This window comes from Rhizobium sp. CECT 9324 (genome assembly GCF_918741265.1).
Lineage (GTDB): Bacteria > Pseudomonadota > Alphaproteobacteria > Rhizobiales > Rhizobiaceae > Allorhizobium.
Genome location: NZ_CAKKMZ010000001.1, coordinates 1,905,487 through 1,930,961 on the forward strand (window position 1 = coordinate 1,905,487; position 25,475 = coordinate 1,930,961).

General features: G+C 61.1%; 20 protein-coding genes. 7 read left to right on the plus strand and 13 right to left on the minus strand.

Annotation, left to right across the window (positions count from 1 at the left end; genetic code table 11):
• Both purN and purM read right to left on the minus strand, forming a co-directional pair.
• Window positions 1-657 (minus strand): phosphoribosylglycinamide formyltransferase, encoded by a 657-nt coding sequence (gene purN / locus LQ231_RS09440; protein ID WP_230171163.1) that lies wholly within the window; start codon window positions 655-657, stop codon window positions 1-3.
• Window positions 654-1,727 carry a phosphoribosylformylglycinamidine cyclo-ligase gene (gene purM, locus LQ231_RS09445; protein WP_230171164.1) on the minus strand — a complete coding sequence of 358 codons (1,074 nt, stop codon included), beginning with the start codon at window positions 1,725-1,727 and terminating at the stop codon, window positions 654-656. The genes purN and purM overlap by 4 nt, the downstream gene beginning before the upstream one ends.
• Before the next feature lie 234 nt (window positions 1,728-1,961).
• Here purM and LQ231_RS09450 point away from each other — a divergent pair, with 234 nt between their 5' ends.
• The 4 genes from LQ231_RS09450 (at window position 1,962) to ppx (ending at window position 7,611) form a co-directional block, all read left to right on the plus strand.
• Window positions 1,962-3,107 carry an AI-2E family transporter gene (locus tag LQ231_RS09450; protein ID WP_230171165.1) on the plus strand — a complete coding sequence of 382 codons (1,146 nt, stop codon included), beginning with the start codon at window positions 1,962-1,964 and terminating at the stop codon, window positions 3,105-3,107.
• The gene (hdaA, locus tag LQ231_RS09455) at window positions 3,108-3,821 is read left to right on the plus strand and encodes a DnaA regulatory inactivator HdaA (RefSeq protein ID WP_230171166.1); all 714 of its coding nucleotides are present in this window, start codon (window positions 3,108-3,110) and stop codon (window positions 3,819-3,821) included.
• A gap of 64 nt (window positions 3,822-3,885) precedes the next feature.
• On the plus strand, window positions 3,886-6,078 hold the full coding sequence (locus LQ231_RS09460; protein ID WP_113140924.1) for an RNA degradosome polyphosphate kinase: 2,193 nt from the start codon (window positions 3,886-3,888) through the stop codon (window positions 6,076-6,078).
• Window positions 6,079-6,090: 12 nt separating this feature from the next.
• A complete protein-coding gene (gene ppx, locus LQ231_RS09465) occupies window positions 6,091-7,611 on the plus strand; it encodes an exopolyphosphatase (RefSeq protein ID WP_230171167.1) in 1,521 nt (506 codons plus the stop codon).
• Between the two features lie 76 nt (window positions 7,612-7,687).
• Here ppx and LQ231_RS09470 read toward each other — a convergent pair whose 3' ends face one another.
• Window positions 7,688-9,046 (minus strand): esterase-like activity of phytase family protein, encoded by a 1,359-nt coding sequence (locus tag LQ231_RS09470; protein WP_230171168.1) that lies wholly within the window; start codon window positions 9,044-9,046, stop codon window positions 7,688-7,690.
• Window positions 9,047-9,127: 81 nt separating this feature from the next.
• A complete protein-coding gene (locus LQ231_RS09475) occupies window positions 9,128-10,030 on the minus strand; it encodes an AraC family transcriptional regulator (protein WP_230171169.1) in 903 nt (300 codons plus the stop codon).
• On the opposite strand from LQ231_RS09475, the gene LQ231_RS09480 reads away from it, so the two are divergent.
• Window positions 10,029-10,436 (plus strand): DUF2000 family protein, encoded by a 408-nt coding sequence (locus tag LQ231_RS09480; protein WP_230171170.1) that lies wholly within the window; start codon window positions 10,029-10,031, stop codon window positions 10,434-10,436. The two genes, LQ231_RS09475 and LQ231_RS09480, sit on opposite strands and share 2 nt — an antisense overlap.
• A gap of 7 nt (window positions 10,437-10,443) precedes the next feature.
• On the opposite strand, the gene LQ231_RS09485 is transcribed toward LQ231_RS09480, so the two are convergent.
• The 8 genes from LQ231_RS09485 to LQ231_RS09520 all read right to left on the minus strand — a co-directional run bounded on the left by LQ231_RS09485 (window position 10,444) and on the right by LQ231_RS09520 (window position 19,523).
• Window positions 10,444-12,135 (minus strand): aconitase X, encoded by a 1,692-nt coding sequence (locus tag LQ231_RS09485; protein ID WP_230171171.1) that lies wholly within the window; start codon window positions 12,133-12,135, stop codon window positions 10,444-10,446.
• Window positions 12,132-13,145, minus strand: a complete 1,014-nt coding sequence (locus LQ231_RS09490) for a DUF2891 domain-containing protein (protein ID WP_230171172.1) — start codon at window positions 13,143-13,145, stop codon at window positions 12,132-12,134. The genes LQ231_RS09485 and LQ231_RS09490 overlap by 4 nt, the downstream gene beginning before the upstream one ends.
• Window positions 13,146-13,148: 3 nt before the next feature.
• A complete protein-coding gene (locus LQ231_RS09495; RefSeq protein WP_230171173.1) occupies window positions 13,149-14,120 on the minus strand; it encodes a small ribosomal subunit Rsm22 family protein in 972 nt (323 codons plus the stop codon).
• 4 nt (window positions 14,121-14,124) lie between these two features.
• Entirely contained in the window at window positions 14,125-14,625 is a 501-nt protein-coding gene (locus LQ231_RS09500; protein WP_290371352.1) for a GNAT family protein, read from the minus strand.
• Window positions 14,626-14,628: 3 nt separating this feature from the next.
• Window positions 14,629-15,774 (minus strand): ribonuclease D, encoded by a 1,146-nt coding sequence (gene rnd / locus LQ231_RS09505; protein WP_113140931.1) that lies wholly within the window; start codon window positions 15,772-15,774, stop codon window positions 14,629-14,631.
• A 117-nt stretch (window positions 15,775-15,891) separates the two neighbouring features.
• The gene (locus LQ231_RS09510) at window positions 15,892-16,791 is read right to left on the minus strand and encodes an MBL fold metallo-hydrolase (RefSeq protein ID WP_230171175.1); all 900 of its coding nucleotides are present in this window, start codon (window positions 16,789-16,791) and stop codon (window positions 15,892-15,894) included.
• A gap of 4 nt (window positions 16,792-16,795) precedes the next feature.
• The gene (locus LQ231_RS09515; protein WP_230171176.1) at window positions 16,796-18,202 is read right to left on the minus strand and encodes a multicopper oxidase family protein; all 1,407 of its coding nucleotides are present in this window, start codon (window positions 18,200-18,202) and stop codon (window positions 16,796-16,798) included.
• An 85-nt stretch (window positions 18,203-18,287) separates the two neighbouring features.
• Complete coding sequence (locus tag LQ231_RS09520) at window positions 18,288-19,523, minus strand: MFS transporter (protein WP_113140934.1); 1,236 nt, start codon at window positions 19,521-19,523, stop codon at window positions 18,288-18,290.
• A 296-nt stretch (window positions 19,524-19,819) separates the two neighbouring features.
• On the opposite strand from LQ231_RS09520, the gene aspS reads away from it, so the two are divergent.
• A complete protein-coding gene (gene aspS, locus LQ231_RS09525) occupies window positions 19,820-21,610 on the plus strand; it encodes an aspartate--tRNA ligase (protein ID WP_230171177.1) in 1,791 nt (596 codons plus the stop codon).
• A gap of 133 nt (window positions 21,611-21,743) precedes the next feature.
• Here the strand turns inward: aspS and LQ231_RS09530 are convergent, their stop codons facing one another.
• Entirely contained in the window at window positions 21,744-22,937 is a 1,194-nt protein-coding gene (locus LQ231_RS09530) for a hypothetical protein (protein ID WP_230171178.1), read from the minus strand.
• Window positions 22,938-23,145: 208 nt separating this feature from the next.
• Here LQ231_RS09530 and parC point away from each other — a divergent pair, with 208 nt between their 5' ends.
• Window positions 23,146-25,422, plus strand: a complete 2,277-nt coding sequence (gene parC, locus LQ231_RS09535; protein ID WP_230171179.1) for a DNA topoisomerase IV subunit A — start codon at window positions 23,146-23,148, stop codon at window positions 25,420-25,422.
• Window positions 25,423-25,475 lie beyond the last annotated feature (53 nt).

Sequence of the window (25,475 nt, forward strand, 5' to 3'; positions counted from 1 at the left end):
TCAAGCACTGATCAGTTTTGCAGCAGGATCGCCGACATAAGTCTGGCGTTCGACTTTGCCGCCGGCAAGCATCCGGATCTTGCCTTCCGCGACAAGGCGCAGGGCTAGGGGATAACTCGTATGCTCGACGGTCAGGACGCGGGCCGCAACATCATCGGCCGTGTCTCCGGGCACGATCGGCACGACGGACTGGGCAATCACCGGACCTTCGTCCATGCCCTCGGTAACGAAATGCACCGTGCATCCGGCGACCATCACGCCGGCGTCCAGTGCACGCTGATGCGTGTGCAGGCCGGGAAACAGCGGCAGCAGGGAAGGGTGGATGTTGAGGATCCGGCCCTCATAGCGCTGGATGAATTCGCCTGACAGCAGCCGCATATAGCCCGCCAGACAGACGAAATCCGGTGCGACCGCGTCAAGGGCAGCAAGGATTGCCGCCTCGTGCTCGGTCTTGCTCGGATAGCCCTTGCGCTCGAAAACATGTATGGCAATGCCGAGCGCCTGAGCCTTGGCGATGCCGCCGGCCGTTGGCTTGTCGGAAAACACGGCGACGATATCCGCCGGAAAGTCCGACGCCTCGCAGGCCTTTGCCAGCGCCAGCATGTTCGATCCGCTGCCGGAAATGAAGACAGCGATGCGCTTGCGGGCTTGGCTCATAGGGCGAGCGTGCCCTTGTAGATCGTACCATGAGCGCCGTCTTCACGCGCGACCATACGTCCGAGACGGGCAACGGTCTCACCTTCGGCCTCAAGCGCGGCCTTGACCGTGTCGGCATTTTCGGCCGATACGACGACGATCATGCCGATCCCGCAGTTGAACGTGCGCAGCATCTCGTTCTGGGCCACGCCGCCGGTCTTGGCGAGCCAGGAGAAGACGGCCGGGACCCGGATCGACGACAGATCGATCTCGGCGGCAAGATGTTTCGGCAGCACACGCGGAATGTTTTCCGGAAAGCCGCCGCCGGTAATATGGGCGAGCGCCTTCAGCGCCTTGGTTTCCTTGATCGCCTTCAGCAACGGCTTCACATAGATGCGGGTCGGCGCAAGCAGGGCTTCGCCCAGCGTCTTGTCGGAGGCAAACGGGGCAGGGGCGTCCCAGCCAAGGCCGGAAAGCTCGACGATCTTGCGCACCAGCGAGAAGCCGTTGGAATGCACGCCGGATGAGGACAGGCCGAGGATCACATCGCCCTCGGCAATGTCGCCCGCCGGCAGCAGTTCGCCGCGCTCGGCAGCACCCACGGCAAAGCCTGCAAGGTCGTAGTCACCATGCGAATACATGCCCGGCATTTCCGCGGTCTCGCCGCCGATCAGCGCGCAGCCTGCCTCGCGGCAACCGGCAGCAATGCCCTGGACGATCGCCGCACCCTGGTCCGGGTCGAGCTTGCCGGTGGCATAGTAGTCGAGGAACAGCAGCGGCTCGGCGCCCTGGACCACGAGATCGTTGACGCACATTGCGACAAGATCGATGCCGACCGTGTCATGGATATTGGCGTCGATGGCGATCTTCAGCTTGGTGCCGACGCCGTCATTGGCGGCCACCAGGATCGGGTCGTTGAAGCCGGCTGCCTTCAGGTCAAACAGACCGCCGAAACCGCCGATTTCGCCGTCAGCGCCCGGACGGCGCGTCGAACGCACGGCCGGCTTGATCTTCTCGACCATCAGGTTTCCAGCGTCGATGTCGACGCCTGCATCACTGTAGGTCAAACCGTTCTTGCCAGCCTGGCTCATCCGTGTCTCCGATCCTAAGAGAGTTTGGCTGGCCATTGCATGAAGAGGCCGGAGATGCAAGCCGCGACGAGAATTAGGCCCCGATTTCCTGCCAATTCTGCTGCAGGCGACTGAGATCCGGCCCTCGGCAGGTCACATTCTTGACCGAGGGTTCCGGCGCGATCTATCTGCTGCTAGAGAAAGATCGGTTGCGTCGCACAAATGACGTTCGACGGATGAAAATGGGAAACAGACATGCCGAAGTATATAAGCGGGATTGGCCTCAGGCGTCAGGTGATGTTCTGGCTCGTCGCACTGGTCGTCTTCGTTCTCTTCCTCTTGATGTTCAGCTCGATCCTGCTGCCCTTCATTGCAGGCATGGCGCTTGCCTATTTTCTCGATCCGGTGGCCGACAGGCTTGAGCGCCTGGGACTGAGCCGGCTGATGGCGACTGTCGTCATCCTTGTCACCTTTGTCATCGTCTTCGCCCTGTCGCTGATGATCATCATTCCGATCCTGGCCAGCCAGTTGAATGATTTCATCGAGCGCGTGCCCGGCTACATGACGCAGTTGCAGACCTTCATTGCCACGTCTAATGCCTCCTGGCTGCCGGAATGGTTGAACGGCCAGATGGATACGATCAAGGGGAATTTCTCCCGTTATATCAGCGAGGGCGTCGGCTTTCTTGGTACGCTGGTCGAGCAGATCTGGAATTCCGGCAAGGCATTGCTCGACATCGTTTCGCTTCTGGTTGTCACGCCCGTTGTCGCCTTCTACCTGTTGCTCGACTGGGATCGCATGATCGCAAAGGTCGACGGCTGGGTGCCGCGCGGCCAGCTCGCGACCGTGCGTAAACTGGCGACCGAACTCGACAACACCATTGCCGGATTTGTTCGTGGTCAAGGTTCGCTCTGCCTGATCCTCGGGTTGTTCTATGCCGTTGCGCTGTCCTTGGCCGGGCTGAATTTCGGTCTTTTGATCGGCTTTTTCACCGGCCTGATCAGCTTTATTCCGTATGTGGGCTCGACGGTCGGCCTTTTGCTGGCGGTTGGCGTGGCGCTCGTCCAGTTCTGGCCGGACTACCTCTGGATCGGCTTCATTGCCGGTATCTTCTTCTTCGGCCAGTTTCTCGAGGGCAATATCCTGCAGCCAAAACTGGTCGGCAAAAGTGTCGGCCTGCATCCCGTCTGGTTGATGTTTGCCCTGTTTGCTTTCGGCTCCCTGTTCGGCTTTGTCGGCGTGTTGGTCGCGGTTCCGGCGGCAGCAGCCGTCGGCGTGCTTGTCCGGTTCGCGCTGTCGCGGTATCTTGAGAGCGATCTCTACTACGGCGCGGTGATTGAAATCGCCGGAGAGCCGAAGCCTCCGGTGATCGAGATTCCGGCGCAGACGACAGAGAAGTAAATGGCTGACGTCAGGAAGCCCACAGAGCGGCGCGGTACCGCTGAACAATTGCCGCTTGTCTTCGATCATGGATCGGCGACCGGCCGCGACGACCTGCTTGTGTCCGAACGGCTGGCTGCAGCTGTGGCCATGATCGACAGCTGGCCCGAATGGCCAGCGCCGGTCGTCGTGCTGACCGGGCCGGCAGGCTCGGGCAAGTCGCACCTCGCCGACATCTTTCGCCAGCAGAGTGGTGCGGTGGATATCGATCCCCAGCCTGGGCGCGATGCACCGGCTGTGGCCGCCCTTGGTCCGGTGGTGTTCGAGGATGCGGACCGCCACGGATTCGACGAGGTCGAGCTGTTTCACGTCATCAACAGCGTCAAGCAGCATGGCACCGCGCTGCTGATCACCTCGCGCAGCTTTCCGCCATCGTGGAATGTCTCGCTGGCCGACCTGCGGTCACGGCTGAAGGCCGCGACCGTGGTCGAGATCGGTACACCCGATGAAGGTCTGCTCGGCCAGGTGATCATGAAACTGTTTGCCGACCGCCAGCTTTATATCGATGACAAGATTGTCGGCTATATCGTGCAACGGATGGAGCGTTCTTTTTCGGCAGCACAGGAGGTTGTCGATCGTTTGGACAAGCTTGCGCTTGCCCGCCGCGTGCGGATCACCCGGAGCTTGGCGGCTGAGGTGCTTGAGGCGCTCGACGCGACTGCGGACGAAGGGTAGCCGTCACAGATCTGTCGTCAAACTGTTATATTCGGCCAGCAAAGAATAACGAAGGGACGGGATTATGGATTCTGCGGTAACCGAGATGGACGGCCACGGCGAAGCCGAGGTGCTGACGCCGGATGACTTGATGAACAGCCCGCTGCGTTTCATCAACCGCGAATTCTCCTGGCTGCAGTTCAATCGTCGCGTTCTTGAAGAGACCCTCAACACTGCCCATCCCTTGCTGGAACGCGTACGTTTCCTGTCGATCTCCGCCGCCAATCTCGACGAGTTCTTCATGGTGCGCGTCGCAGGTCTGGAAGGCCAGGTGCGTCAGAACATCACCATCAGGAGCCCCGACGGCAAGACGCCGGCCGAGCAGCTCAATGACATCCTGAAGGAAATCGACAACCTGCAGATGGAGCAGCAAGCCTCGCTCGCTGTTCTGCAGCAGTATCTCGCCCAGGCGGAGATCCTGATCGTCCGTCCGGCAGCCCTGTCGGACGAAGATCGCAACTGGCTGGCCAACACATTTGAGGATTCGATCTTCCCGGTTCTGACGCCGCTGTCGATCGATCCGGCCCATCCGTTCCCCTTCATCCCCAATCTCGGCTTCTCCATGGGGCTTCAACTGGCCAGCAGCCGCACCGGCGAACCGATGACCGCGCTGCTACGCCTGCCGCCGACGCTCGACCGCTTCATCCGCCTGCAGGACCAGGGCCAGACGATCCGCTACATCACGCTTGAGGATGTCGTCGGCCTCTTCATCAACAGGCTCTATCCGGGCTACGAGGTCAAGGGTTTCGGCACCTTCCGTATCATTCGCGACAGCGATATCGAGGTGGAGGAAGAGGCTGAAGATCTGGTGCGGTTCTTCGAAACGGCCTTGAAACGTCGCCGGCGCGGCTCGGTTATCCGCATCGAGGTCGACAGCGAAATGCCGGTGGCTCTGCGCCAGTTCGTTGTTCATGAACTGAATGTGCCGGACAATCGTGTCGCGGTTCTGCCGGGTCTTCTCGCGCTCAATACCATTTCCGAGATCTGCAAGGCGCCACGCCAGGACCTGCGCTTCGAACCCTACAATGCCCGTTTTCCAGAACGCGTGCGCGAACATGCCGGCGACTGCCTGGCCGCGATCCGCGAAAAGGACATGATCGTTCATCATCCCTACGAGAGCTTTGACGTCGTCGTGCAGTTCCTGCTCCAGGCGGCGCGCGATCCGGACGTGCTGGCGATCAAGCAGACCCTCTACCGCACATCCAATGACAGCCCGATCGTCCGCGCCCTGATCGATGCCGCCGATGCCGGGAAATCGGTGACAGCGCTGGTCGAACTCAAGGCCCGCTTCGACGAAGAGGCGAACATCCGCTGGGCCCGCGACCTGGAACGCGCCGGCGTCCAGGTCGTCTTTGGCTTCATCGAACTGAAGACCCACGCCAAGATGTCGATGGTCGTGCGCCGGGAAGACGGCAAGCTGCGAACCTATTGCCATCTCGGCACCGGCAACTACCACCCGATCACGGCAAAGATTTACACCGACCTGTCCTTCTTCACCTGCAATCCGAAGATCGCCCATGACATGGCGAATATCTTCAATTTCATCACCGGCTACGGCGAGCCCGAGGAAAGCATGAAGCTGGCGGTCTCGCCCTATACGCTTCGTCCACGCATCCTTCGTCACATCGAGGAGGAAACCCAGAACGCCAGGAACGGTCTGCCGGCCGGAATCTGGATGAAGATGAATTCTCTGGTCGATCCGGACATCATCGATGCGCTTTATCGGGCAAGCCAGGCTGGCGTCGAGGTGGATCTGGTCATTCGCGGCATCTGCTGCCTGCGGCCGCAGGTGCAGGGCCTTTCGGAAAATATCCGGGTGAAGTCCATCGTCGGCCGCTTCCTTGAGCACAGCCGCATCTTCTGTTTCGGCCACGGTCACCGCCTGCCGTCGGAAAAGGCGCTTGTCTATATCGGTTCGGCCGACATGATGCCGCGCAATCTCGACAGACGCGTGGAAACATTGGTACCCTTGATCAACCCGACCGTGCATGAGCAGGTCTTGTCACAGATCATGCTGGGCAATCTGATTGACAATCAGCAGAGCTACGAGATATTGGCCGATGGCACGTCTCGTCGCATTGAGGTGCGGCAGGGTGAGGAACCGTTCAACGCGCAGCACTATTTCATGACCAACCCAAGCCTGTCGGGTCGGGGTGAAGCGTTGAAATCGAGCGCACCGAAACTGATCGCCGGTCTGATTTCCGGCAGGAAACGATAAAACTGGAACTTCATGACAAGATCTGAAGCGCGGGGGCGTCTGCCTGGTATCGCCCCTGTTTCTGTCGTCGACATCGGCTCCAACTCGATCCGTCTCGTGGTCTATGAGGGCCTGTCGCGTGCACCTACGGTCCTGTTCAATGAGAAGGTCCTGTGCGGACTGGGCAAGGGTCTGGCCACAACTGGCCGCATGGATGACGAAGGCGTTGAGCGTGCGCTGCTAGCCCTGCGGCGCTTCAATGCGCTGTCGAAACAGGCGCAGGCGAGCCGGATGTATGTGCTCGCGACCGCCGCAGCCCGCGACGCGACCAATGGTGCCGACTTCATTACACGCGCGGAAGCAATTCTCGGCCACGAGATCCAGGTTTTGAGCGGCGAGGAAGAAGCGCTCTATTCGGCGCTTGGCATCATTAGCGGCTTTCACCACGCCGACGGCATCGCGGGCGACCTTGGGGGCGGCTCGCTCGAACTGATCGATATCCGCGGCCGCGACTTCGGCAAGGGTATTACGCTTCCGCTCGGTGGATTGCGGTTGTCCGAGACCGTGGCTGGCTCGCTGCCGAAAGCGCGGCTCCTTGCCAGGAAGCTGGTCGGCGATGCGCAATTGCTGCGGAACGGCCAGGGGCGGACCTTCTATGCCGTTGGTGGAACGTGGCGCAACATTGCCAAGCTGCATATGGAAATCCGCAAATATCCGCTGCACATGATGCAGGGTTATGAGCTTGCTTATGACGAGATCGCCTTCTTCCTCGAGGAGATCATTGCCGGCACGAACAGCCGCGACCCGGCCTGGGCAACAATCTCCAAGAACCGCCGCACGTTGATCCCGTTCGGTGCCGTGGCGCTGCGGGAAGTGATCGAGGTCATGCGGCCGAAAAGCGTCTGCTTTTCGGCGCAAGGCGTGCGCGAGGGATATCTCTATTCGCTTTTGTCCGAAGACGAAAAGGCGCTCGACCCTCTGGTCGAAGCGGCTGACGAACTGGCAATCCTGCGTGCCCGTTCCCCGGAACATGCGCGCGAACTGGCAGATTGGACCGGGCAGATGATGCCGCAGTTCGACATCGACGAAACGGAAGAAGACGCCCGGTATCGCCAGGCAGCCTGCCTGCTCGCCGATATCAGCTGGCGCGCCCATCCGGACTATCGTGGTCTGCAGGCGCTCAACGTGATCGCCCATTCCTCCTTTGTCGGCATCACGCATCCAGGGCGCGCCTTCATCGCCCTGACCAATTACTACCGTTTTGAAGGGCTTTACGACGATGGCCGGACTGGCCCACTGGCCGCGATCGCGACCGAGCGTCTGCTCGAGCGCGCGAAGCTTCTGGGCGGGCTTCTGCGCGTCGTCTATCTCTTCTCTGCCTCGATGCCGGGCGTCGTGCACAATCTGCGCTTCCAGCGGTCTGAACGACCCGATATCGATCTCGAATTCGTCGTTCCGCACGAATACTTCGATTTCGCCGGCGAACGCCTGGATGGACGCTTGCAACAGTTGGCCAAGCTGACCGGTAAGCGACTGGTTTTCAGGTTCGAATAAAGCGCAGACACACAAAAGCGAAAAAGGACCGGGTGCAAACCCGGTCCTTTCATGTCTGGCGAGCAGATTGTTCGGCTCACTTGGCCGAGAGGAAGTCGCCGACTTCGAGCAGAACGAACTCGTTGTCGTCCGCCTTGTCCAGCGCACGACCGGCCGAAAACGGCAGATTGTTGTCGTTGCCGACGACGATATGGGTCGGATCGACGACATCGACGTCTTCGATGGTCACGAATGGCATGTCGTGGAAGCCTTCGCCGCCGCCCTGCAGCTTCTTGTTGTCCGGATCCTCGATCTTCATCAGATTGATGTAGCCGATCTTGCGCGCGGCCTTTCCGACGTTTTCATCCGACATCTCGATCTTGTAGATGCGCTTGTGCTTGGCTGGAACGGTAAAGCAATCGGCGGCCGGTGCTTTGGGGTCGGCGCAGGCCTTCTCCGCCGTGCCGGCGCCATTGTCGCGCTCGATCACAAGCGCCGTCGTGGCGTCGATCATGTTGAAGTCGCCGATTGCCTCACCGCCTTCCGACAGCGGATAGAGCCAGCTGCGACCGGTCCAGGCCTTGGAGGCGACATCCAGCTCGATGATGCGCAGCGCGGTCAGACCATCCGCCTTCTCGACCGAACCGTCTTCGAGATAGAGCGGACCTTCGAGCAGGCCGTAAAGCTTGGCTCCGTCCTTCGACATGGCAAGGCCTTCATAGCCGCCGGAACGCTTGAGATTGAAGACCGGCATCTTCGCCGTCGGATTGGCCGGCACGACCAGCGTCACATTGTCCGGCGACTTCACTTCGATCTCGCCGGCCTTGGTGGCGATGACATCGGTCAGCTTGCCGTCCTTGGTGAACTTCAGCAGATAGGGGCCGAATTCCTCGCCCACCCAGAAGCCGTCGGCGACCGGCTGGATCGATTCGACGTCGAAGTCGGCGCCGGTCAGATAGCGGCTGTCGGAACCTTCCATGACGATCGGGAAGGGAGCTCGTCTGTCCGGATCCGACAGGAACACGGTCTCGATCGGCTCGACCTTGCCGGCATCCCAGTTAAACTTGATATGATGCAGCATCAGCATGGAATCGCTGGAATTGATCTTCGAGCCGAAGCCGTTGTCGGACAGGCTCCAGAATGTGCCGTCCTCCATAGTCTTGATGCCGGAAAAGCCCTGCATGGCCTGGCCGTCGAACGGCATTTTCAGGCCGGTTTCGCGAACGCCGTCCTTGCCCGGAACGGTGCCGAGCCCGTCCGTGCGCTTGCGATCGGCGGTGGTGAACTTGCCCGATGTCTTCAGGTGCGCCGGCGCATCGGCCGGTGCCGCGATGATCGTGTTGGCCGGCAGGATGGCATGAGAAACGAGCTTGGCGGAATAGGCTTTTTCCTCGGCCATGGCCGGGGCGGAAAACAGAAGGCAAAGGGATACGGAAGTCAGAAGGGCCTTTTTCATGGCGTCACCTTTTTTGGGAAGGATGGAACGCCGCATGCTTAGGCAGGCTTGATGTCGCACGGATTGCCGTTCGATGAAGTTTCAGTGACTGTGAACAGGTCTGCCCTGACTGGCCAGAATCAGCCATCGGCCGGGCGGCATACCGTAGGATGCCTTGAAATGCCGGGTGAGATGGCTCTGGTCGGCAAAGCCGACCGCGATGGCCGCCTCGGCGATGGACACTTCCTTCAGCATCAGGCGCTTTGCCTGTTCCAGCCGGCGCATGACCTGGTAGCGATGCGGGCTGGTGCCGGTGGCCAGACGAAACTGGCGGGCGAGCGAATAGCGGTTGAGATCGGTGACCGCTTCGAGGTCTTCCGACAGTACGGTCGTCGTCGCATTGTCGCGAAGATAGACGCAGGCCTTCTGCACCGCCCGCTCGGCCCTGGGCGACAGCCTGGGTGTCTCCTGCGCATGGCGTCCAATGCCATCGGCGATCCGTGACAGCAGATCGGCATGGGCAAGATCACCGATCGGGTTCTCGAGATCCGCCAGGGCTTCTGCCAATGCCTGGGCGAGACCGGCATCGGAAAGCACAGGATTGGCGACGAAGGGCAGCGCCGTCGCTCCACCAGCACCGGCCTCGCGCAGATATTCCGGCGGGATATACATCATCCGGTAGTGCAGCCCGACCTCTGTGCCGGCTCCGCCATCGTGTAGCTCGTCGGGGTGGAGCACGATGACATTGCCCGGCATGCTGAAGCGGGACATGCCGCGATAGGCAAATGTCTGGACGCCGCTGAGCGTTAGCCCGAGCGCATAGGTATCGTGCCTGTGCGGAGAAAACTGGTTGCCGTAGAACATCGCCTCGATGCGTTCGATCCCGCGGGTCTCGGCGCCGGTCCGGATGAGGTCAACCGAACTGCACGAACGTTCAAGACCATCGCAGGCGGGGCTTGCAAGCTGCGCCTCATTATCAAACCAGCCCGCTTCGGAGCGCTTCATGTTCGACACCAAAATCGTCATTGTCCTCAGGGAGGATTTGCTTACCTGGCAGAAACTCAATGTTACCGCCTTTCTGGTCAGCGGCATAGTTGGGGCCAACAGCAGCCTGCTCGGCGAGCCTTACCGCGATGCCGCCGGCCATGTCTACAATCCGCTCTGCATCCAGCCCATGGTGGTCCTGTCGGGCGATCAGGAGACGGTGCGAGCCATTCATCGCCGTGCGCTGGCGCGCGAGGTGCCGTGCTCGCTCTATGTCGCGGAGATGTTTTCGACCGGTCACGACGCCGACAACCGCAGGATATTTGCGGAATTTGCACCGGATGACGCCAAAGTGGTCGGCATTGCACTGCGTACGGACAAGAAGCTTGCCGACAAGATCACCAAGGGTGCGAAAATGCACGGCTGACATTCATTCAAGGCGCAGCGATCCAGTCGGGCAGGCGGTCGAGGTCCAGCCCCGAAACGGCCGCGTCCACACAATCCGCCAGGCTGCCGAAACGCATGGTCCGGCCGGTTAGCCCGGGGCCGTAATGAGCATATTTGCCCGAGTTGGTCATGATCGTCTTTGTGTGCCGTGGGATCAGTGGCTCGACGATCATGCACCAGCAGGTGTCGGCAACGAATTGCACGCCGAAGCGCTCCAGGTCGGCGACATGGCCGGATTTTCGCGCTTGCTCGAGCGTCCAGCGACCGCAGGTGACGATGACCGCCACATCCGAATGTTTGGTTCTCTCCGCGCAGAGTGTCGCCAGCCGGGCGATTTCCGTTGCGGAGAAATGCGGATTGCCAAGCGAGATGAGCTCCACCGGGCCGGCTTGTGCGCCATTCAGCTCGCCCCAGGCCCGCAGCAGGTCGGCCTGACTGACCACGACGCGGCGAATGGACAGCGCCCTGAAGTCGTCGGCATCGCGCGCTTCGGGTGTCACGCCGGCGATATGGAACATCGGTGCGCCGGAGGTCGTCGCAAAGGCGGCACCAAAGGCTTTCAAGTCATCACTGTCCGGCGCAAGATCCGCCATGCCGTCAATGAGCGGAATATCATCGGCCGCGAGCAGGCCGGTGAGATAGCCGATCAGCGGGTAGAAGCTGTCATCGACTTCCGAAAGAGGTGGAAGGCTAATACGCAGTTTCGGTAGCCTCTCCGCGTCGAGATGGCAGCCGGCTTTGGGCGCCCGGCCGGTCAGGGCGATACAGATATCGAGATAGTCGGGATATTTCATCGTGCGGGCGCCGAGCACGCTGTTGGCATAGACCACGGCATTGGATTCGGCCCAGACGATCTGTTCGTCACGTTTCGGTGCCGTGTCGAGCAGATAGGGCGCACAGGTGAAACTCGGTTGCGCCCCCATGCCGACATAGGCGTCGGCCAGTCGGCTGGCCGCCTCGCCAAAGCCGCTCTCTATGCCTTGGCTCCGCCAGCGTCGCTGATCGACGGAAATTGCATTGAGCGTGGTCGCAACGGTGACCTTGCCGCCGAGATCGCGCAACCGTTCGGCAAACGCGAGCCCGCCAGGCCCCGTATAGATGCAGCCGTCGATATGGGCCTGGGTGATATCGATGAGTTCGGCAGCACCTTCGATGGCAGCCATGCGCAGGACGATGCGCATGGCAACCTGTGCCGCTTCGCCGTGGCGCCCGTCAAGCAGTGCTTGATCCCTGGCCGACAGGGTAATCTGAGAGGCTGGCGCGTTGGACAGATCGGATGCGGTATCAGAGACCTGGACGAGGCTCATGTCGGCGAGCGCGTGGAAGGCTTCCGTGCCCAGACAATGGACGGGGATCGACCGCCCGAACACTTCCTCGGCGACGATCACGCCAAGCGTGATGATGGCTTCGGGGCGCTCCAGCAGGATGGCCGAGGGCCCATGGCCGTTGAGGATCAGCTCGAGAATGACGCCGCTGCCGGAGCACGAACCGCGGCTGCTCGGAATTACCAGGATGCGACCGGCGAGCGTCTCGCCACTGAGTGGATGATGCCGGTCGATCACTTCGCCGGTGGTCGGATCGACGCCGCCCCAGAAGCTGAGCGGCACATCGCTGTAGAGAATTTCGCCTTCGGCCTGGCCTGCAACGATGACCTGTCCTGCTATCAAGGGAAGGTTCATGCTGGTGTCTCCGTCAAGGCCAGCATGACGTAGCTCGCCAGCCAGTGTTCACCCATGTAGTCACCCGCGACATGCCCTAGACCGGCAGAGAGATGCGTATCGGCCGCCGTCAGCAGCAGGGGACGGCGCGCATCATCGGCCGGCAGAAAACCCGCTAGCGAACGCCAGCACCAGGCACGGCTGATGTTCAGTCCGTCGAGATGGGCGATCTTGCCGTCGGAGCGGTCCGACACCCGCGCCGGTGAAAACAGGACAGCCGGTTCCTGGCGAGCAAGATCAGGCAGGAAGCGATCGAACCAGTCGGCAAAGTCCTTGGCCGGCATCAGTCGCCGCATGCATTCAGCTTCGATCAGGGTCGAGGACAGGAAGTCGTCGCCGGAAGGTTCGCCCCAGGCGGTGCAGTCATGGTCGGTGCCGTACCAGCGCAGGGCCGTGTTCTGCAACAGGCAAAGCAGTTCGTCGTCGCCTGCCGTCTGGGCATAGTCTGTCGCCAGCCGGAGCGCAAAGGCCGTGTTGAAATGCGTTCCCACCCGCACGGGATAGGTCGCGATCGGCAGGAAGTCGTTGAAGCGCTGGACGATGCGCTGCGTCAGCGGTGAAAGCGTGGCACTCCACAGCGCATTCTCATGCCCGTGCAATTCGGTCGAAAGCTTCAGCAGCCAGCCCCAGCCATAGGGACGCTGATAGCCGCGCGCCGAGGGCCGGTCGAAATAGGCACATTCGCCGGCAACCTTGCCATCGGTGAGCATCGTGTCGAACAGGCGGCGGATGGCCTCGGCATGGACCATGCCGGGATAGAGCCGCAACAGCCGCGCCAGCGTCCAGTAGCCATGCACGCAGGAATGCCAGTCATAGCTGCCGTAGAAGATCGGATGCAGTTGCGACGGTACCTGCGCATCCTGCGGTCCATCGAGCCCGTGCGAGATCTGGTTTGGATATTCGCGGCCGACATGGCCGAGGGCAATGGCGGCGAGGCTTTCGGCAAGCGTGATATCCAGTGTGATCGTCACGGCTCAGGTCTCCAGGTCGATGCGATCGCCCCAATCGGCACGGCGGACCTGCTTGAACGCATCGCCGTCACGTTTGCTCAGTGTGACCTCGCCCGCCGACCCGTCGGTGCGACAGAGCTTGACGCGGCCGACGCCACCCGACACACGCGGCGGTGACAGCACGCGCGCGCCGGACAGTGTGACGGGCGAGCGCGATACGGCGATGAAGATGAACTTCTCGTCCTCCCACGGCACCTCCGCCCCCTTCGCCAGCCGATGCACCCTTGAGCGGGCGACGCGCCGCGAAAAGTGGCACCAGTCCGGCACCGCGATCGGACAGTCTTGTTCATGCGAGCACGGTGCAACCAGATGGGCGCCGGCAGCCTTCAGCGTCTCGCGAACGGCAAGGATACGCTGCCAGCCGGCTGTCGTGCCAGGCTCGATGATGACCAGCATGCTGGTGGTCAGCGCCCAGAGCTTTGTCGTGACGGCAGAGATGGTTGCGGGCGGCAGTTCGTCCAGCACATAGGCAAGCGTCACGAGATCAGCGGGCGCAAGCGGGGGGATCTTTGCCGTCACGTCGCCGGCATGCCAGCGGGCGGGAACCGTTGCGTGCCTGGCCAGCGCATCGCCGACGCTGCGGATCGCCGCGCTGGCCTCGACCATGTCGGCGGACTGCATCTGCGGCCATGCATCCTGCGCTGCCCAGAAGGCTGTGCCGGGACCGGAGCCGAGATCGATCTGGGTCCGCGGCTCGAAGTCGGGAGCGACGTCCTCGACCATCGACAGGGCCGCGCGCACGGCGGCATAGGTCGCCGGCATGCGTGTCGCCAGATACGCCTTTGCCGCAAGGGCATCATCGATGTGAAACCGGCCATCGCGCACTTCGCGGCGATAACGGTCGGACAACAGGGCACTGGCCTTGGCCAGCCGCTCAAGCGGCTCCCCGGCCAGCATCTGGTCGACGGCGGCACGCAGCGGGGAGGGAAGTTCCATGGCTTCAATCGCTTTGTTTGGCGGCCCATTCCGGCCGGAGCATCGACATCATCAGCATATCGGTGCGACTGCCATCAGGCATCACGGCCGCTTGCCGCATTGTGCCTTCTTCGATGAAACCGGTCCGGCCATAAACGGCGCGGGCACGGGCGTTTTCTCGCACGACGTCCAGCCACAACCGATAGGCATGGGTCTCGCGGAAGGCATATTCGACGGCCGCCATCAGAAGCTTCGAGCCATAGCCCTTTTCCGGCGTGGCGACCGCGATCCGCTTGACACAGATATTGCCGTCGCGGCGGTCGAGATCATTCAGGATGACGAAGCCGATCGGTGTTTCGTCATCGTCTTGCCCAATCAGGTAACAAAAGGCGGCCGATGCCATGTTGCTTTGGTGCTCGGCTTCGCTGTATTGGCCGATGAAGCTGTCATAGCCCGGCAAACGTTCGGTTGCCATGACAAACCCGATGTCATCCGGTCTTGCATGCCGCAAAGTGAGCGCCGTCACCGCTCAAAATTCCACAGCTTCGACACGCTTGTCGACGAAACGAAGACCGACGCCACCGGAAATCAGCTTCAGTGCCAGATCGCCGAACAATTCGCGGCGCCAGCCCTGAAGTGCGGCCACCGGCGCATTTTCGCCTTCGGCGGCAATGCGTTCCAGGTCTTCGCTATTGGCGATGACTTTGGACGCAACCCCATGTTTCTCGGACGTCAGGCGCAGCAGCACCTTCAACAGTTCGACGGCGGATTGTGCACCTTCCGGTGCATGGGTGTGGCGCTGGACATGCGGCATTTCGGATTTCGGCAGGGCGAGGGCTGCATTGACCTGTTCGACGATGACGGCGCCGGCGGTCGAGCGCTCCCAGCCCTTCGGAATTGTCCGCAAGCGGCCGAGCGCTTCCGTATCCTTAGGCTGCTGCTGGGCGATCTCATAGATCGCATCGTCTTTCAGGACACGCGACCGCGGCACATTGCGCGCGCGCGCCTCGCGTTCGCGCCAGGCGGTGACATATTGCATGACGGCCAGTTCCTGCGGCTTGCGCAGGCGCATCTTCAGACGCAGCCAGGCCTGGTCGGGATGCAGGTCGTAGGTATCGCGGGATTCGAGGATGGCCATTTCCTCGGTCAGCCATTCGGCGCGGCCTTCGCGCTCGAGATCGGCCTTCAGCTTGATATAGCAGTCGCGCAGATGGGTGACATCGGCCAGCGCATAATCGAGCTGCTTTTCCGACAAAGGCCTGCGGCTCCAGTCGGTGAAGCGCGAGCTCTTGTCGATATGCACGTTCTTCACCTTCTGCACGAGCTGGTCATAGGAGACCGAGTCGCCGAAGCCGCAGACCATCGCCGCCACCTGCGTGTCGAAGATCGGATGCGGGATGAGATTGCCGAGATGGAAGATGATTTCGATGTCTTGCCGGGCGGCATGGAAGACCTTGACCACGGCGGTATTGGCCATCAGCTCGAAGAACGGCGCCAGATCCAGACCCTTGGCCATCGGATCAACGATCGCCTCGAAGTCCGGGCTCGCCATCTGGATCAGGCAGAGTTCAGGCCAGAAGGTCGTTTCGCGGAGAAATTCCGTGTCGATCGTGATGAAATCGGATTTGGCGAGTTGGCGGCAAGCCTCCTCAAGCGCGGCAGTGGTATCGATCATTTCGTCTCGGTCATGGAAAAATACGGATCAACCTTACTTTCCCTTCTGGCCGGCGATGTCAATATGAACGGGTGCCAAAGGCGCATGCGACCCCGCTTTGCAGCCACTAATTCGCCACTATTCATCCGGGAGCGCGCCGCGCAGGACAGCGATGTTCTGCCGATGCACCTCCTCATAGGGTGCGAAATAGATGGTGGCTCCGGATGAAATCTCCGGTTCGGCAAAGACGGCGAGGCTATCTTCACCGAGATGCGGATCGTTTATGCGGGAAAGCAGACGCTCGAGATAGAGGCGGTTCGCCTCGATCAGCGAGGGCGGATAACCGCCGGCGGCAATGATCTCTTCCGCACCGTGATTGGGCAGGATGCGCCGGATCGGCAGTTCGGCCATCCGTTTCAGGTCGTGGATATGCCGATGGATATGCTCCGGCTCGGAAATATAGGTGACCGTGTCTTCCAACGTGTCGCCCGCCAGCAGCACGCCCATCGCCGGGATGAACAGCACGGTGCCGTCGGCGCTATGGATATCGAATTGCAGCAGTTCAACGGTCCAGCTTCCGATGGTCAGGGACAGTTGCCTGTCGAAACTCTCTGTCGGCATCACCACCGGCATGATCGGCGGTGTCTTGTTTTCCAGAACCTCGCGCTTGGCCTTCAGCGTCTCGATCGTCAGGCTGTTGGCGAGGATCGGACAGTCGGCAAAGCCCCCGTTGCCCGCAACATGGTCGGTGTGCCAGTGGCTCATCACCACCCGGATCGACGTGACGCCCAGGCTTTTGAGATGGCGGCGGATGGCGCGCGCATGATCGAGCGAGATATGGGTGTCATAGACCAGCGCCTCATGGCCCGACACAAGGGCGAAGCTGGCGACGCCGAGGCTATAGGCGCCGTCGTCGAGCCAGTTCGGTTCCGGAGAATGCAGCCGCTTTCCGGCGATGCGCCCGTCGTAATAGGCAAACAGACCCGGATAGGGCTGGTGGATGCGCATTGTCGCCGACATGTCCGTCGAAGAATCCATGACCTTAAACCACCCTCATATAGCCGGTCATCCCGGTCTTTTGATGTTCGATGATATGGCAATGGAAGACCCAGTCGCCAAGGTTGTCGGCGACCAAAGCCAGTCGCACCTTCTCGTCCGGCAACATCAGATAGGTGTCGGAGACCAGCGGTTGTTGAATGCTGCCCTTGTTCGAGGCGATGACCTTGAAATTCATCCCGTGCAGATGGATCGGATGCGCATGCGGCGTGACGTTCTCGACATTGAAAATGTAGCTTTTTCCGAGTTTCAGCTCCGCGATCGGGTCCATCGGATCGGCGCTGTCGCCGGGCCATGGCTTCTTGTTGATCGCCCAGAAGGAATAGCCCAGCGTTCCGCAAATGCTGTCCCGGGCGGCGTTTTCGGCCGTGGCACTGAGCAGAAGCGGGATTTCGGTGGCGCTGGCCATGTCGATCTCGATACCGGCATTGGCCGAAAGCGGACCAAGGTCGCCCAGGTTGCGCTTCAGCGACGGGCCGACGGAGCGCAGGCTCGCCACCACTTTCGGCGAGGACGGCCGGATGTCCGTCAACGTGGCAAGGCTACCTTCATGATCCGGCATGCGAACCGCCAGATCGAGCCGCTGTCCGGGCGAGATCACCACCATGTCGAGCGGTAGGCGTTCCGGTACCGGATGGCCGTCGATGGCGATGATGTCGGCTTCGGCGCCGTCAAGCTTGAGATTAAAGATACGGGTAACGTCCGAGGCGACAATGCGCAGGCGCACCAGTCCGCCCGCTGGCGCGTCATAGGTCGGCGTGAGCTGCCAGTTGGCGGTGCGAACGGTGCCGAATGTGCCGGTCTTGGCCGCATCGCGCGGCTTGAACTGGTCGATGAACTGGCTGTCGCCACCCAGCCGCCAGTCACGCAGGTTGAGCGCCACTTCGCCGTCGAACACCGGATCGTTCCTGTCCTCGACGATCAGCATGCCGGCCAGCCCCCGGCCCATCTGCGTCAAGGTATTGCAATGCGGGTGGTACCAGAAGGTGCCGGCATCGGGAGGGCTGAAAGCGTAGTCGAACCGGTCGCCCGGATAGACATAAGGCTGGCTGAGGAAGGGCACGCCGTCCTGGTCGTTCGGCAGGCGGATGCCGTGCCAGTGCACGGTGGTCGGCTCGTCAAGGGTGTTGATCAGCGTGGCGGCGAATTTTTCACCGCGCTGGACGCGCAGGACCGGGGGCGCGGCATCGATTGATCGGCCGTCGCTGTAGCTCATCACCTGGCGCGTCGGTGCCTTGCCATCGAGCATTGCTTCGATACCGCGGGCTTCGAGCCGGATCGGATCGGGTGCCGCAAGCGCCGCATGGATGCGCGGCAGAAAGGCCATGCCGGCACCATAGGCACCGGCGACGGCCGCGGATTTCAAGAGGGTGCGGCGCGAGGGACGAAACACGGGAGCCTCCGAATGGTTTCCGCTGTTCTAAAGTTGAGGCGTGATTTCAGCAATAGAGCAGACACGACCATGCTGTCGCAGGTCGTCAGTCGTCTCTTTCGGACGGCGGCGCGGCAAGCTTGGTGAAATAGGTCGAGGTGCGCAGAAGATTGCGAAAGCGCATGCGCCGCTGTTCCGTAGGCACGCCTTCGCGCGCGGTGATCCGGAAGAATGTATAGCCCATGAAGAAGGCCAGCACGACGATCATGTAGGTAAACAGCGCATGTGGTCCGAAGGCATCGATCAGGAAGGATGCAAACAGCGGCCCGATGACGGCACCGACCGACCAGAAGAACAGGGTGCCGGCCGATACCAGTGCATGCTGCCCCGGTGCGGCATGGTCATTGGCATGGGCGGAACACAGGGAATAGAGCGGCATGGCGAATGCGCCGAATGCAAAGATGCCGATGAAATTGAAAAGCTCGCTTTCGCCAGCGAAGAAGGCGAGGAAGATGCAGGCCGCGAGCGCCCCGAACGTGGCGATCAGCATCACGACACGCCGGTCGAGCTTGTCGGAATAATGTCCGAGCGGATACTGCAACACGATGCCGGCAAAGATGCCGATGCTCATGAAGGTGGCAATGCCGGTGACCGACATGCCGATGCCGTCGGCATAGATCGGGCCGAGCGACCGGAAGCTGGAATTGGTCAGGCCGACGATGATGCAGCCGACGGTGGCCAGCGGCGAGACCGACCACAGCACCTTGATATCAAATTTCACGTCCTGCGGCGGGGCAGGGCTGGTGCGATCGGCAAACGAGATCGGCACCAGCGAGAGTGTCAGCGCCATCGAGATGATGGCAAAAAGGTCGAAGCCGCTCAGGCCAAAGACCGGAATCAGGTATTGCGCTGCCGTGACCGAGCCGAGGTCGACGAAACGGTAGATCGACAGCGTGCGTGCTCTTGTGGAATTGGTCACGCGCGCGTTCAGCCAGCTTTCGACGACGGCAAACAGCCCGGCAAAACAGATGCCCTGGATCAGGCGCATGGCAAACCAGGAGACCGGATCAATCACCATCACCATCATGATCGATGCGGCGGATGCGATGGCGGCGAGCGCCGAGAAGGTGCGGATATGGCCGATCGAGCGCATGATCTTGGTGACGTAGATGCAACCGATCACGAAACCGATGAAATAGCCGGTGCCGATCATGCCGATCACCGAAGGCGAAAACCCCTCTTCGAGTGCTCTCAGCGATATGAAGGTACCCTGCAGGCCATTGCCCCCGATCAGAATGCCAGCTGTGAGAAGAAGGGGGATGAGCGGACGGATGTCATACATGAACTGGTTTTTTCTGCGCGAGCGGTGGGGGAATCAGACGGTCTATCCCGGATCAATTGGCCGACAATAAGTCGCCTGCGCCTCGGACAACAGCAAAAGCATTGAATGGGCACATCAACGAAACCGATGGGAAGGCGCCGAGCCGTTGAGCCGGTTGGCGCCAAAGGACACCGGGGCATTTTGCCTTCAGCCTTGACAAATCAGGCGCACCATGCGCTTTTCCGCCCGATTTTCTATCGGCCGCGTGCTGCTCAAAGAAGCGCCTTTTTGGCCGTCATACATCGGGAAACCTGACCATGCATCGTTACCGCAGCCACACCTGTGCCGCACTCCGCAAGTCCGACGTCGGCTCGACCGTCCGTCTCTCCGGCTGGGTCCATCGCGTCCGTGACCATGGCGGCGTTCTGTTCATCGACCTGCGCGATCATTACGGCATCACCCAGGTCGTCGCCGACCCGGACAGCCCGGCGTTCAAGATGGCCGAGACCGTGCGCGGCGAATGGGTCATCCGCATCGACGGCCTCGTCAAGGCCCGCTCGGAAGACACCACCAACAAGACGATGGCGACCGGCGAGATCGAACTCTACGCGCAGGAAATCGAAGTTCTCGGTGCAGCCAAGGAATTGCCGCTGCCGGTCTTCGGCGAACCCGACTATCCGGAAGACGTGCGCCTGAAGTACCGCTTCCTCGACCTGCGCCGCGAGACGCTGCACAAGAACATCGTCAAGCGCACCCAGATTGTCTCTGCCATGCGCAAGGGCATGGGCGAGGCCGGCTTTGCCGAGTACACCACGCCGATCCTGACCGCCTCGTCGCCGGAAGGCGCGCGCGACTTCCTCGTGCCTTCGCGCATTCACGAAGGCCAGTTCTTCGCGCTGCCGCAGGCGCCGCAGCAGTACAAGCAGTTGCTGATGGTCGCTGGTTTCGATCGCTATTTCCAGATCGCGCCTTGCTTCCGCGATGAAGACCCGCGCGCCGACCGTCTGCCGGGCGAATTCTACCAGCTCGACGTCGAGATGAGCTTCGTCACCCAGGAAGATGTCTGGGAGACCATGGAGCCGATGATGACCTCGGTCTTCGAACAGTTTGCCGAAGGCAAGCCGGTAACCCAGAAGTGGCCGCGCATTCCTTATGACGTCGCGATCCGCAAATATGGTTCCGACAAGCCGGACCTGCGCAACCCGATCGTCATGGAAGAGGTCACCGACCACTTCCGCGACTCGGGCTTTAAGGTGTTCGCCGGCATGATCGCCTCCAACCCGAAGGTCGAGATCTGGGCGATCCCGGCCAAGACCGGTGGTAGCCGTGCGTTCTGCGACCGCATGAACGCCTGGGCGCAAGGGACCGGTCAGCCGGGCCTCGGCTACATCTTCTGGAAGGAAGAGGACGGCAAGATCGTCGGCTCCGGCCCGCTCGCCAAGAATATCGGCGAAGAGCGCACCGAAGCTGTCCGCACCCAGCTTGGCCTCGAAGCCGGCGACGCCTGCTTCTTCGTCGCGGGTGAACCGTCGAAATTCTACAAGTTTGCCGGTGAAGCCCGCACCCGCGCCGGCGAGGAACTGAACCTCGTCGACCGTGACCGTTTCGAAATGTGCTGGATCGTCGACTTCCCGTTCTATGAATGGAGCGAGGAAGACAAGAAGATCGACTTCGCCCACAACCCCTTCTCGATGCCGCAGGGCGGCATGGAGGCGCTCGACAGCCAGGATCCGCTGACGCTCAAGGCCTATCAGTATGACGCGGTCTGCAACGGCTTCGAAATCGCCTCGGGCTCGATCCGTAACCAGTCGCCGGAATTGATGGTCAAGGCCTTCGAAAAGGTTGGCCTCAGCCAGCAGGACGTGGAAGAGCGCTTCGGCGGCCTCTACCGCGCCTTCCAGTATGGCGCACCGCCGCACGGTGGTTGTGCCTTCGGTGTCGACCGCGTGATCATGCTGCTCGTTGGCGCGAAGAACCTGCGTGAGATCTCGATCTTCCCGATGAACCAGCAGGCCCAGGACCTGCTGATGGGCGCCCCGTCGCCGGCAACGCCGACCCAGTTGCGCGAACTCGCGCTGCGCGTCGTGCCGCAGCCGAAGAAGGACTGATTGCTCTGATGGAGCGTTGAACTGAAGAGGCCTCGGATTGATGATCCGAGGCCTTTTTCTTTGGTACGTTTCAAGGAAAAAGCCCGGATACGGACATCCGGGATTTCAATATTGACCTTGGCGATGAGCGACTTCAGTCGTTCGCGGTGACCTTGACGCCGATCAGGGCCGGAATGCTTTCCGGTGCGCCCATGGCGGCACCGATGATCATCGGGAAGGCGACCGGATTGGCCGGCTGCGCCAGAATTGTCAGTGCCTTCGGATCGTCGATATAGGCGTTGACGGCGGTGGAGACCTCATTCTGCAGAGCGCCAAGCTTGGCCTGCGCCAGCAGGATCGGCAGCATGCCCTTGATCATCTGGCCCATCTGCGCACCGTCGGTGCCCTGGGTCTTGCCGGCATAGTCGAGGCCCCGCTTGGTGATGCCGGCATCTTCGAAGCGGACCTTGGCGTTGATCAGCGACAGTTGCTGCACCAGGCCGAGCATGGCAAGGCCTGCGGCCTGCTGCGCCTGCTCGTTCTTCGGATCGGTTTGCATGGTGCGCGCCTGTTCCTGCATCTGCTTGACCAGATCAAGCGTATAACCGGACATGCCGAAGGACAGGCTGAGCTTGCCGATATTGGCGAAATCGACCGAATAGTCTTCGATATCGATCGTGCCGCTGTCGATCTCCCAACTGCCCGACATGCTCAGATTGCCGTCGAGCGTCTGCAGTCCGAGCGCGTCGATGGTTTCCTTGCTCTTCGGATCTTCGACCACGGTCAGGTCTGCCTTGATCGCGGTGGCCGACCCTTCGAACGAGATTGTCTTTTCGTCTTCCGACAGGCTCATGGTGCCGGTCGCCTCGTTCATCGAGAACACCTGCTTGCCATCGACGGTGACATTGACGGGACCGCTATGGGCTTCCTCGTAGAACATCATCGAGTCGATGCCGGTGGCATTGACGTCGCCCGGAATGAACACGCCGGCAAGGTAGAGGTCCGAGATCGAGAACGTCGATTTTTCCTCGGTCATGTCGACCTCTGGGAATTCGACGCGGTCGATGTAATAGGCGCCGCCATCTTCTTCGCTGACGCCCTCGAGCGTCAGTTGCTCAAGCTTCAACGGGCTGTCGGTCGAGCCGTTGACGGTGAATTTCACACCCTTCAGCAGGACGTCTTCTCCGCTCACTTCAACCGAATCAGCGGAAATGACCGTGCCGCCGGTCGCAAATGCGGCATTGAGCTTTTTCAGCAGGTCCTGGCCGTCTAGGGCAAAGGCCTGGCTGGAAAGGGCGCTCAGGGCGGCTCCGGCGAGCAGGATCCGGGTGGAGCGATAGATCGTCATAGAGTGTTCCTCTGTAAGAATGGCCGGTGTTTCGACACTGGGCATGAAATCCGTGTCATTTATATGAGGGATTGTAAAAAGTTCCATCGCTTTTCCGCGGCAAGCGAGAAGCGGACTTTGTTTCGTGACATGGATCACATGCCCTTAATCCACAGCCAGAATCCCCGGATTCCTTGCCGTTGCGCGATATCTCGGCTAGGCAGGGAGCATGGGGACAAATCTAATTCCGCCCGGCGACGGGGGCGATCACATCCAGCCAGTGGACCTGAAGGCAGCGCTCGAAGAACGCTACCTTGCCTATGCGCTGTCGACAATCATGCACCGGGCGCTGCCCGACGTGCGCGACGGCCTCAAGCCGGTCCATCGCCGCATCATTCACGCGATGAGCGAGATGGGCATCCGCCCGAACTCGGCCTTCAAGAAATGCGCCCGTATCGTCGGTGACGTCATCGGTAAATTCCACCCGCATGGCGACCAGTCGGTTTATGACGCGCTGGTCCGCCTGGCGCAGGACTTCTCCCAGCGTTATCCGATCGTCGACGGCCAGGGCAATTTCGGCAATATTGATGGCGACAGTGCGGCTGCCTATCGTTACACCGAAGCCCGCATGACCGACGTTGCGGCGCTGCTGCTCGAAGGCATCGATCAGGACGCTGTCGACTTCCGCCCGACCTACAACGAGGAAGACGACGAACCCGTCGTCATGCCGGGAGCCTTCCCGAACCTTCTTGCCAATGGCTCGTCCGGCATCGCGGTCGGCATGGCGACGTCGATCCCGCCGCACAACGCGCATGAACTCTGCGACGCGGCACTCTACCTGATCAAGAACCCCGGCGCATCCGTCGAGGAACTGCTGGCCGATCCGGCCAATCCACAAAAAGGTGGCATCGAGGGTCCGGATTTCCCCACCGGCGGCATCATCGTCGAAAGCCGCGAAAGCATGCTGGAAACCTATCGCACCGGTCGCGGCGGTTTCCGTGTCCGCGCCAAGTGGGAGACGGAGGATCTCGGCCGCGGCGGTTATCAGATCATCATCACCCAGATCCCGTTCCAGGTGCAGAAATCGCGCCTGATCGAAAAGATTGCCGAACTGCTGATCGCCCGACGCCTGCCGCTTCTCGAAGACATTCGCGATGAATCGGCCGAAGATGTGCGGGTCGTTCTGGTGCCGAAGAGCCGCACCGTCGATCCGACCATTCTGATGGAATCGCTGTTCAAGCTGACCGAACTCGAAAGCCGCATTCCGCTCAATATGAACGTTCTGTCCATGGGCAAGGTGCCCAGGGTCATGGCGCTCAACGAAGTGCTGACCGAGTGGCTCGACCACCGCAAGGACGTGCTGGTTCGTCGTTCGAGCTTCCGCTTGGCGGCGATCGACCGGCGTCTGGAAATTCTCGGTGGCCTGCTGATCGCCTATCTCAACCTCGATGAGGTGATCCGCATCATCCGCGAGGAAGACGAGCCGAAGCCGGTGATGGTCGCCAAGTGGGATCTGAGCGACGTTCAGGCCGAAGCCATCCTCAACATGCGTCTGCGCAACTTGCGCAAGCTCGAGGAATTCGAGATCCGCAAGGAACACGACGCACTCTCGGCCGAAAAAGCCGAGATTGAAGCTCTGCTCGCCTCGACCGAAAAGCTGTGGCAAACGGTTGCCTGGGAGATCGGCGAGGTCAAGAAGAAGTATGCCAAGGCAACCGAGCTCGGTCGCCGCCGCACGTTGTTTTCGAATGCGCCGCAAGCCGATATCGAAGCCATCCAGCAGGCGATGATCGAGAAGGAACCGATCACCGTTGTCATCTCCGAAAAGGGATGGATTCGTGCGCTGAAGGGCCACATTTCCGATACGTCGTCGTTGACCTTCAAGGAAGGCGACGGGCTGCGCGTGGCCTTCCCGGCCCAGACCACCGACAAGATCCTGCTGGTGACCACCGGCGGCAAGGTCTACACCCTCGGCGGTGACAAATTGCCGGGCGGCCGAGGACACGGCGAGCCGCTGCGCATCATCGTCGACATGGAAAATGACCAGGATGTATTGACGGCCTTCGTCCATGATCCGGCCCGCAAGCTGCTCCTCGCCTCGACAGCCGGCAATGGCTTCATCGTGCAAGAGGGCGAGATGGTCGCCAATACCCGCAAGGGCAAGCAGATCATGAATGTCGGCATGCCCGATGAGACAAAGCTGGTTGTCACCGTCACGGGCGATCATATCGCTGTCGTCGGCGAAAATCGCAAGATGGTTGTGTTCCCGCTCGCCCAGATCCCGGAAATGACCCGCGGCAAGGGTGTGCGCCTGCAGCGCTACAAGGATGGCGGCATTTCCGACGTGAAGTGTTTTGCCATCGCGGACGGCCTGACCTGGGAAGATTCGGCTGGCCGCACCTTTACCAAGACCAAGGATGAGTTGGTCGAATGGCTGGCCGACCGTGCCACGGCCGGCCGCACGGTGCCGAAGGGTTTCCCGCGCAGTGGCAAGTTCGCCGGTTGATCGCCAGGAACAGTATAGAGAATTGAAGCCGGTCGCATCACGACCGGCTTTTT

What these genes read in the sequence shown, in the direction of transcription:
- purN (WP_230171163.1), bottom strand. Translation starts at nt 657, where the DNA reads ATGAGCCAAGCCCGCAAGCGCATCGCTGTCTTCATTTCCGGCAGCGGA.
- purM (WP_230171164.1), bottom strand. Translation starts at nt 1,727, where the DNA reads ATGAGCCAGGCTGGCAAGAACGGTTTGACCTACAGTGATGCAGGCGTC.
- LQ231_RS09450 (WP_230171165.1), top strand. Translation starts at nt 1,962, where the DNA reads ATGCCGAAGTATATAAGCGGGATTGGCCTCAGGCGTCAGGTGATGTTC.
- hdaA (WP_230171166.1), top strand. Translation starts at nt 3,108, where the DNA reads ATGGCTGACGTCAGGAAGCCCACAGAGCGGCGCGGTACCGCTGAACAA.
- LQ231_RS09460 (WP_113140924.1), top strand. Translation starts at nt 3,886, where the DNA reads ATGGATTCTGCGGTAACCGAGATGGACGGCCACGGCGAAGCCGAGGTG.
- ppx (WP_230171167.1), top strand. Translation starts at nt 6,091, where the DNA reads ATGACAAGATCTGAAGCGCGGGGGCGTCTGCCTGGTATCGCCCCTGTT.
- LQ231_RS09470 (WP_230171168.1), bottom strand. Translation starts at nt 9,046, where the DNA reads ATGAAAAAGGCCCTTCTGACTTCCGTATCCCTTTGCCTTCTGTTTTCC.
- LQ231_RS09480 (WP_230171170.1), top strand. Translation starts at nt 10,029, where the DNA reads ATGTTCGACACCAAAATCGTCATTGTCCTCAGGGAGGATTTGCTTACC.
- LQ231_RS09475 (WP_230171169.1), bottom strand. Translation starts at nt 10,030, where the DNA reads ATGAAGCGCTCCGAAGCGGGCTGGTTTGATAATGAGGCGCAGCTTGCA.
- LQ231_RS09485 (WP_230171171.1), bottom strand. Translation starts at nt 12,135, where the DNA reads ATGAACCTTCCCTTGATAGCAGGACAGGTCATCGTTGCAGGCCAGGCC.
- LQ231_RS09495 (WP_230171173.1), bottom strand. Translation starts at nt 14,120, where the DNA reads ATGGAACTTCCCTCCCCGCTGCGTGCCGCCGTCGACCAGATGCTGGCC.
- rnd (WP_113140931.1), bottom strand. Translation starts at nt 15,774, where the DNA reads ATGATCGATACCACTGCCGCGCTTGAGGAGGCTTGCCGCCAACTCGCC.
- LQ231_RS09510 (WP_230171175.1), bottom strand. Translation starts at nt 16,791, where the DNA reads ATGGATTCTTCGACGGACATGTCGGCGACAATGCGCATCCACCAGCCC.
- LQ231_RS09520 (WP_113140934.1), bottom strand. Translation starts at nt 19,523, where the DNA reads ATGTATGACATCCGTCCGCTCATCCCCCTTCTTCTCACAGCTGGCATT.
- aspS (WP_230171177.1), top strand. Translation starts at nt 19,820, where the DNA reads ATGCATCGTTACCGCAGCCACACCTGTGCCGCACTCCGCAAGTCCGAC.
- LQ231_RS09530 (WP_230171178.1), bottom strand. Translation starts at nt 22,937, where the DNA reads ATGACGATCTATCGCTCCACCCGGATCCTGCTCGCCGGAGCCGCCCTG.
- parC (WP_230171179.1), top strand. Translation starts at nt 23,146, where the DNA reads ATGGGGACAAATCTAATTCCGCCCGGCGACGGGGGCGATCACATCCAG.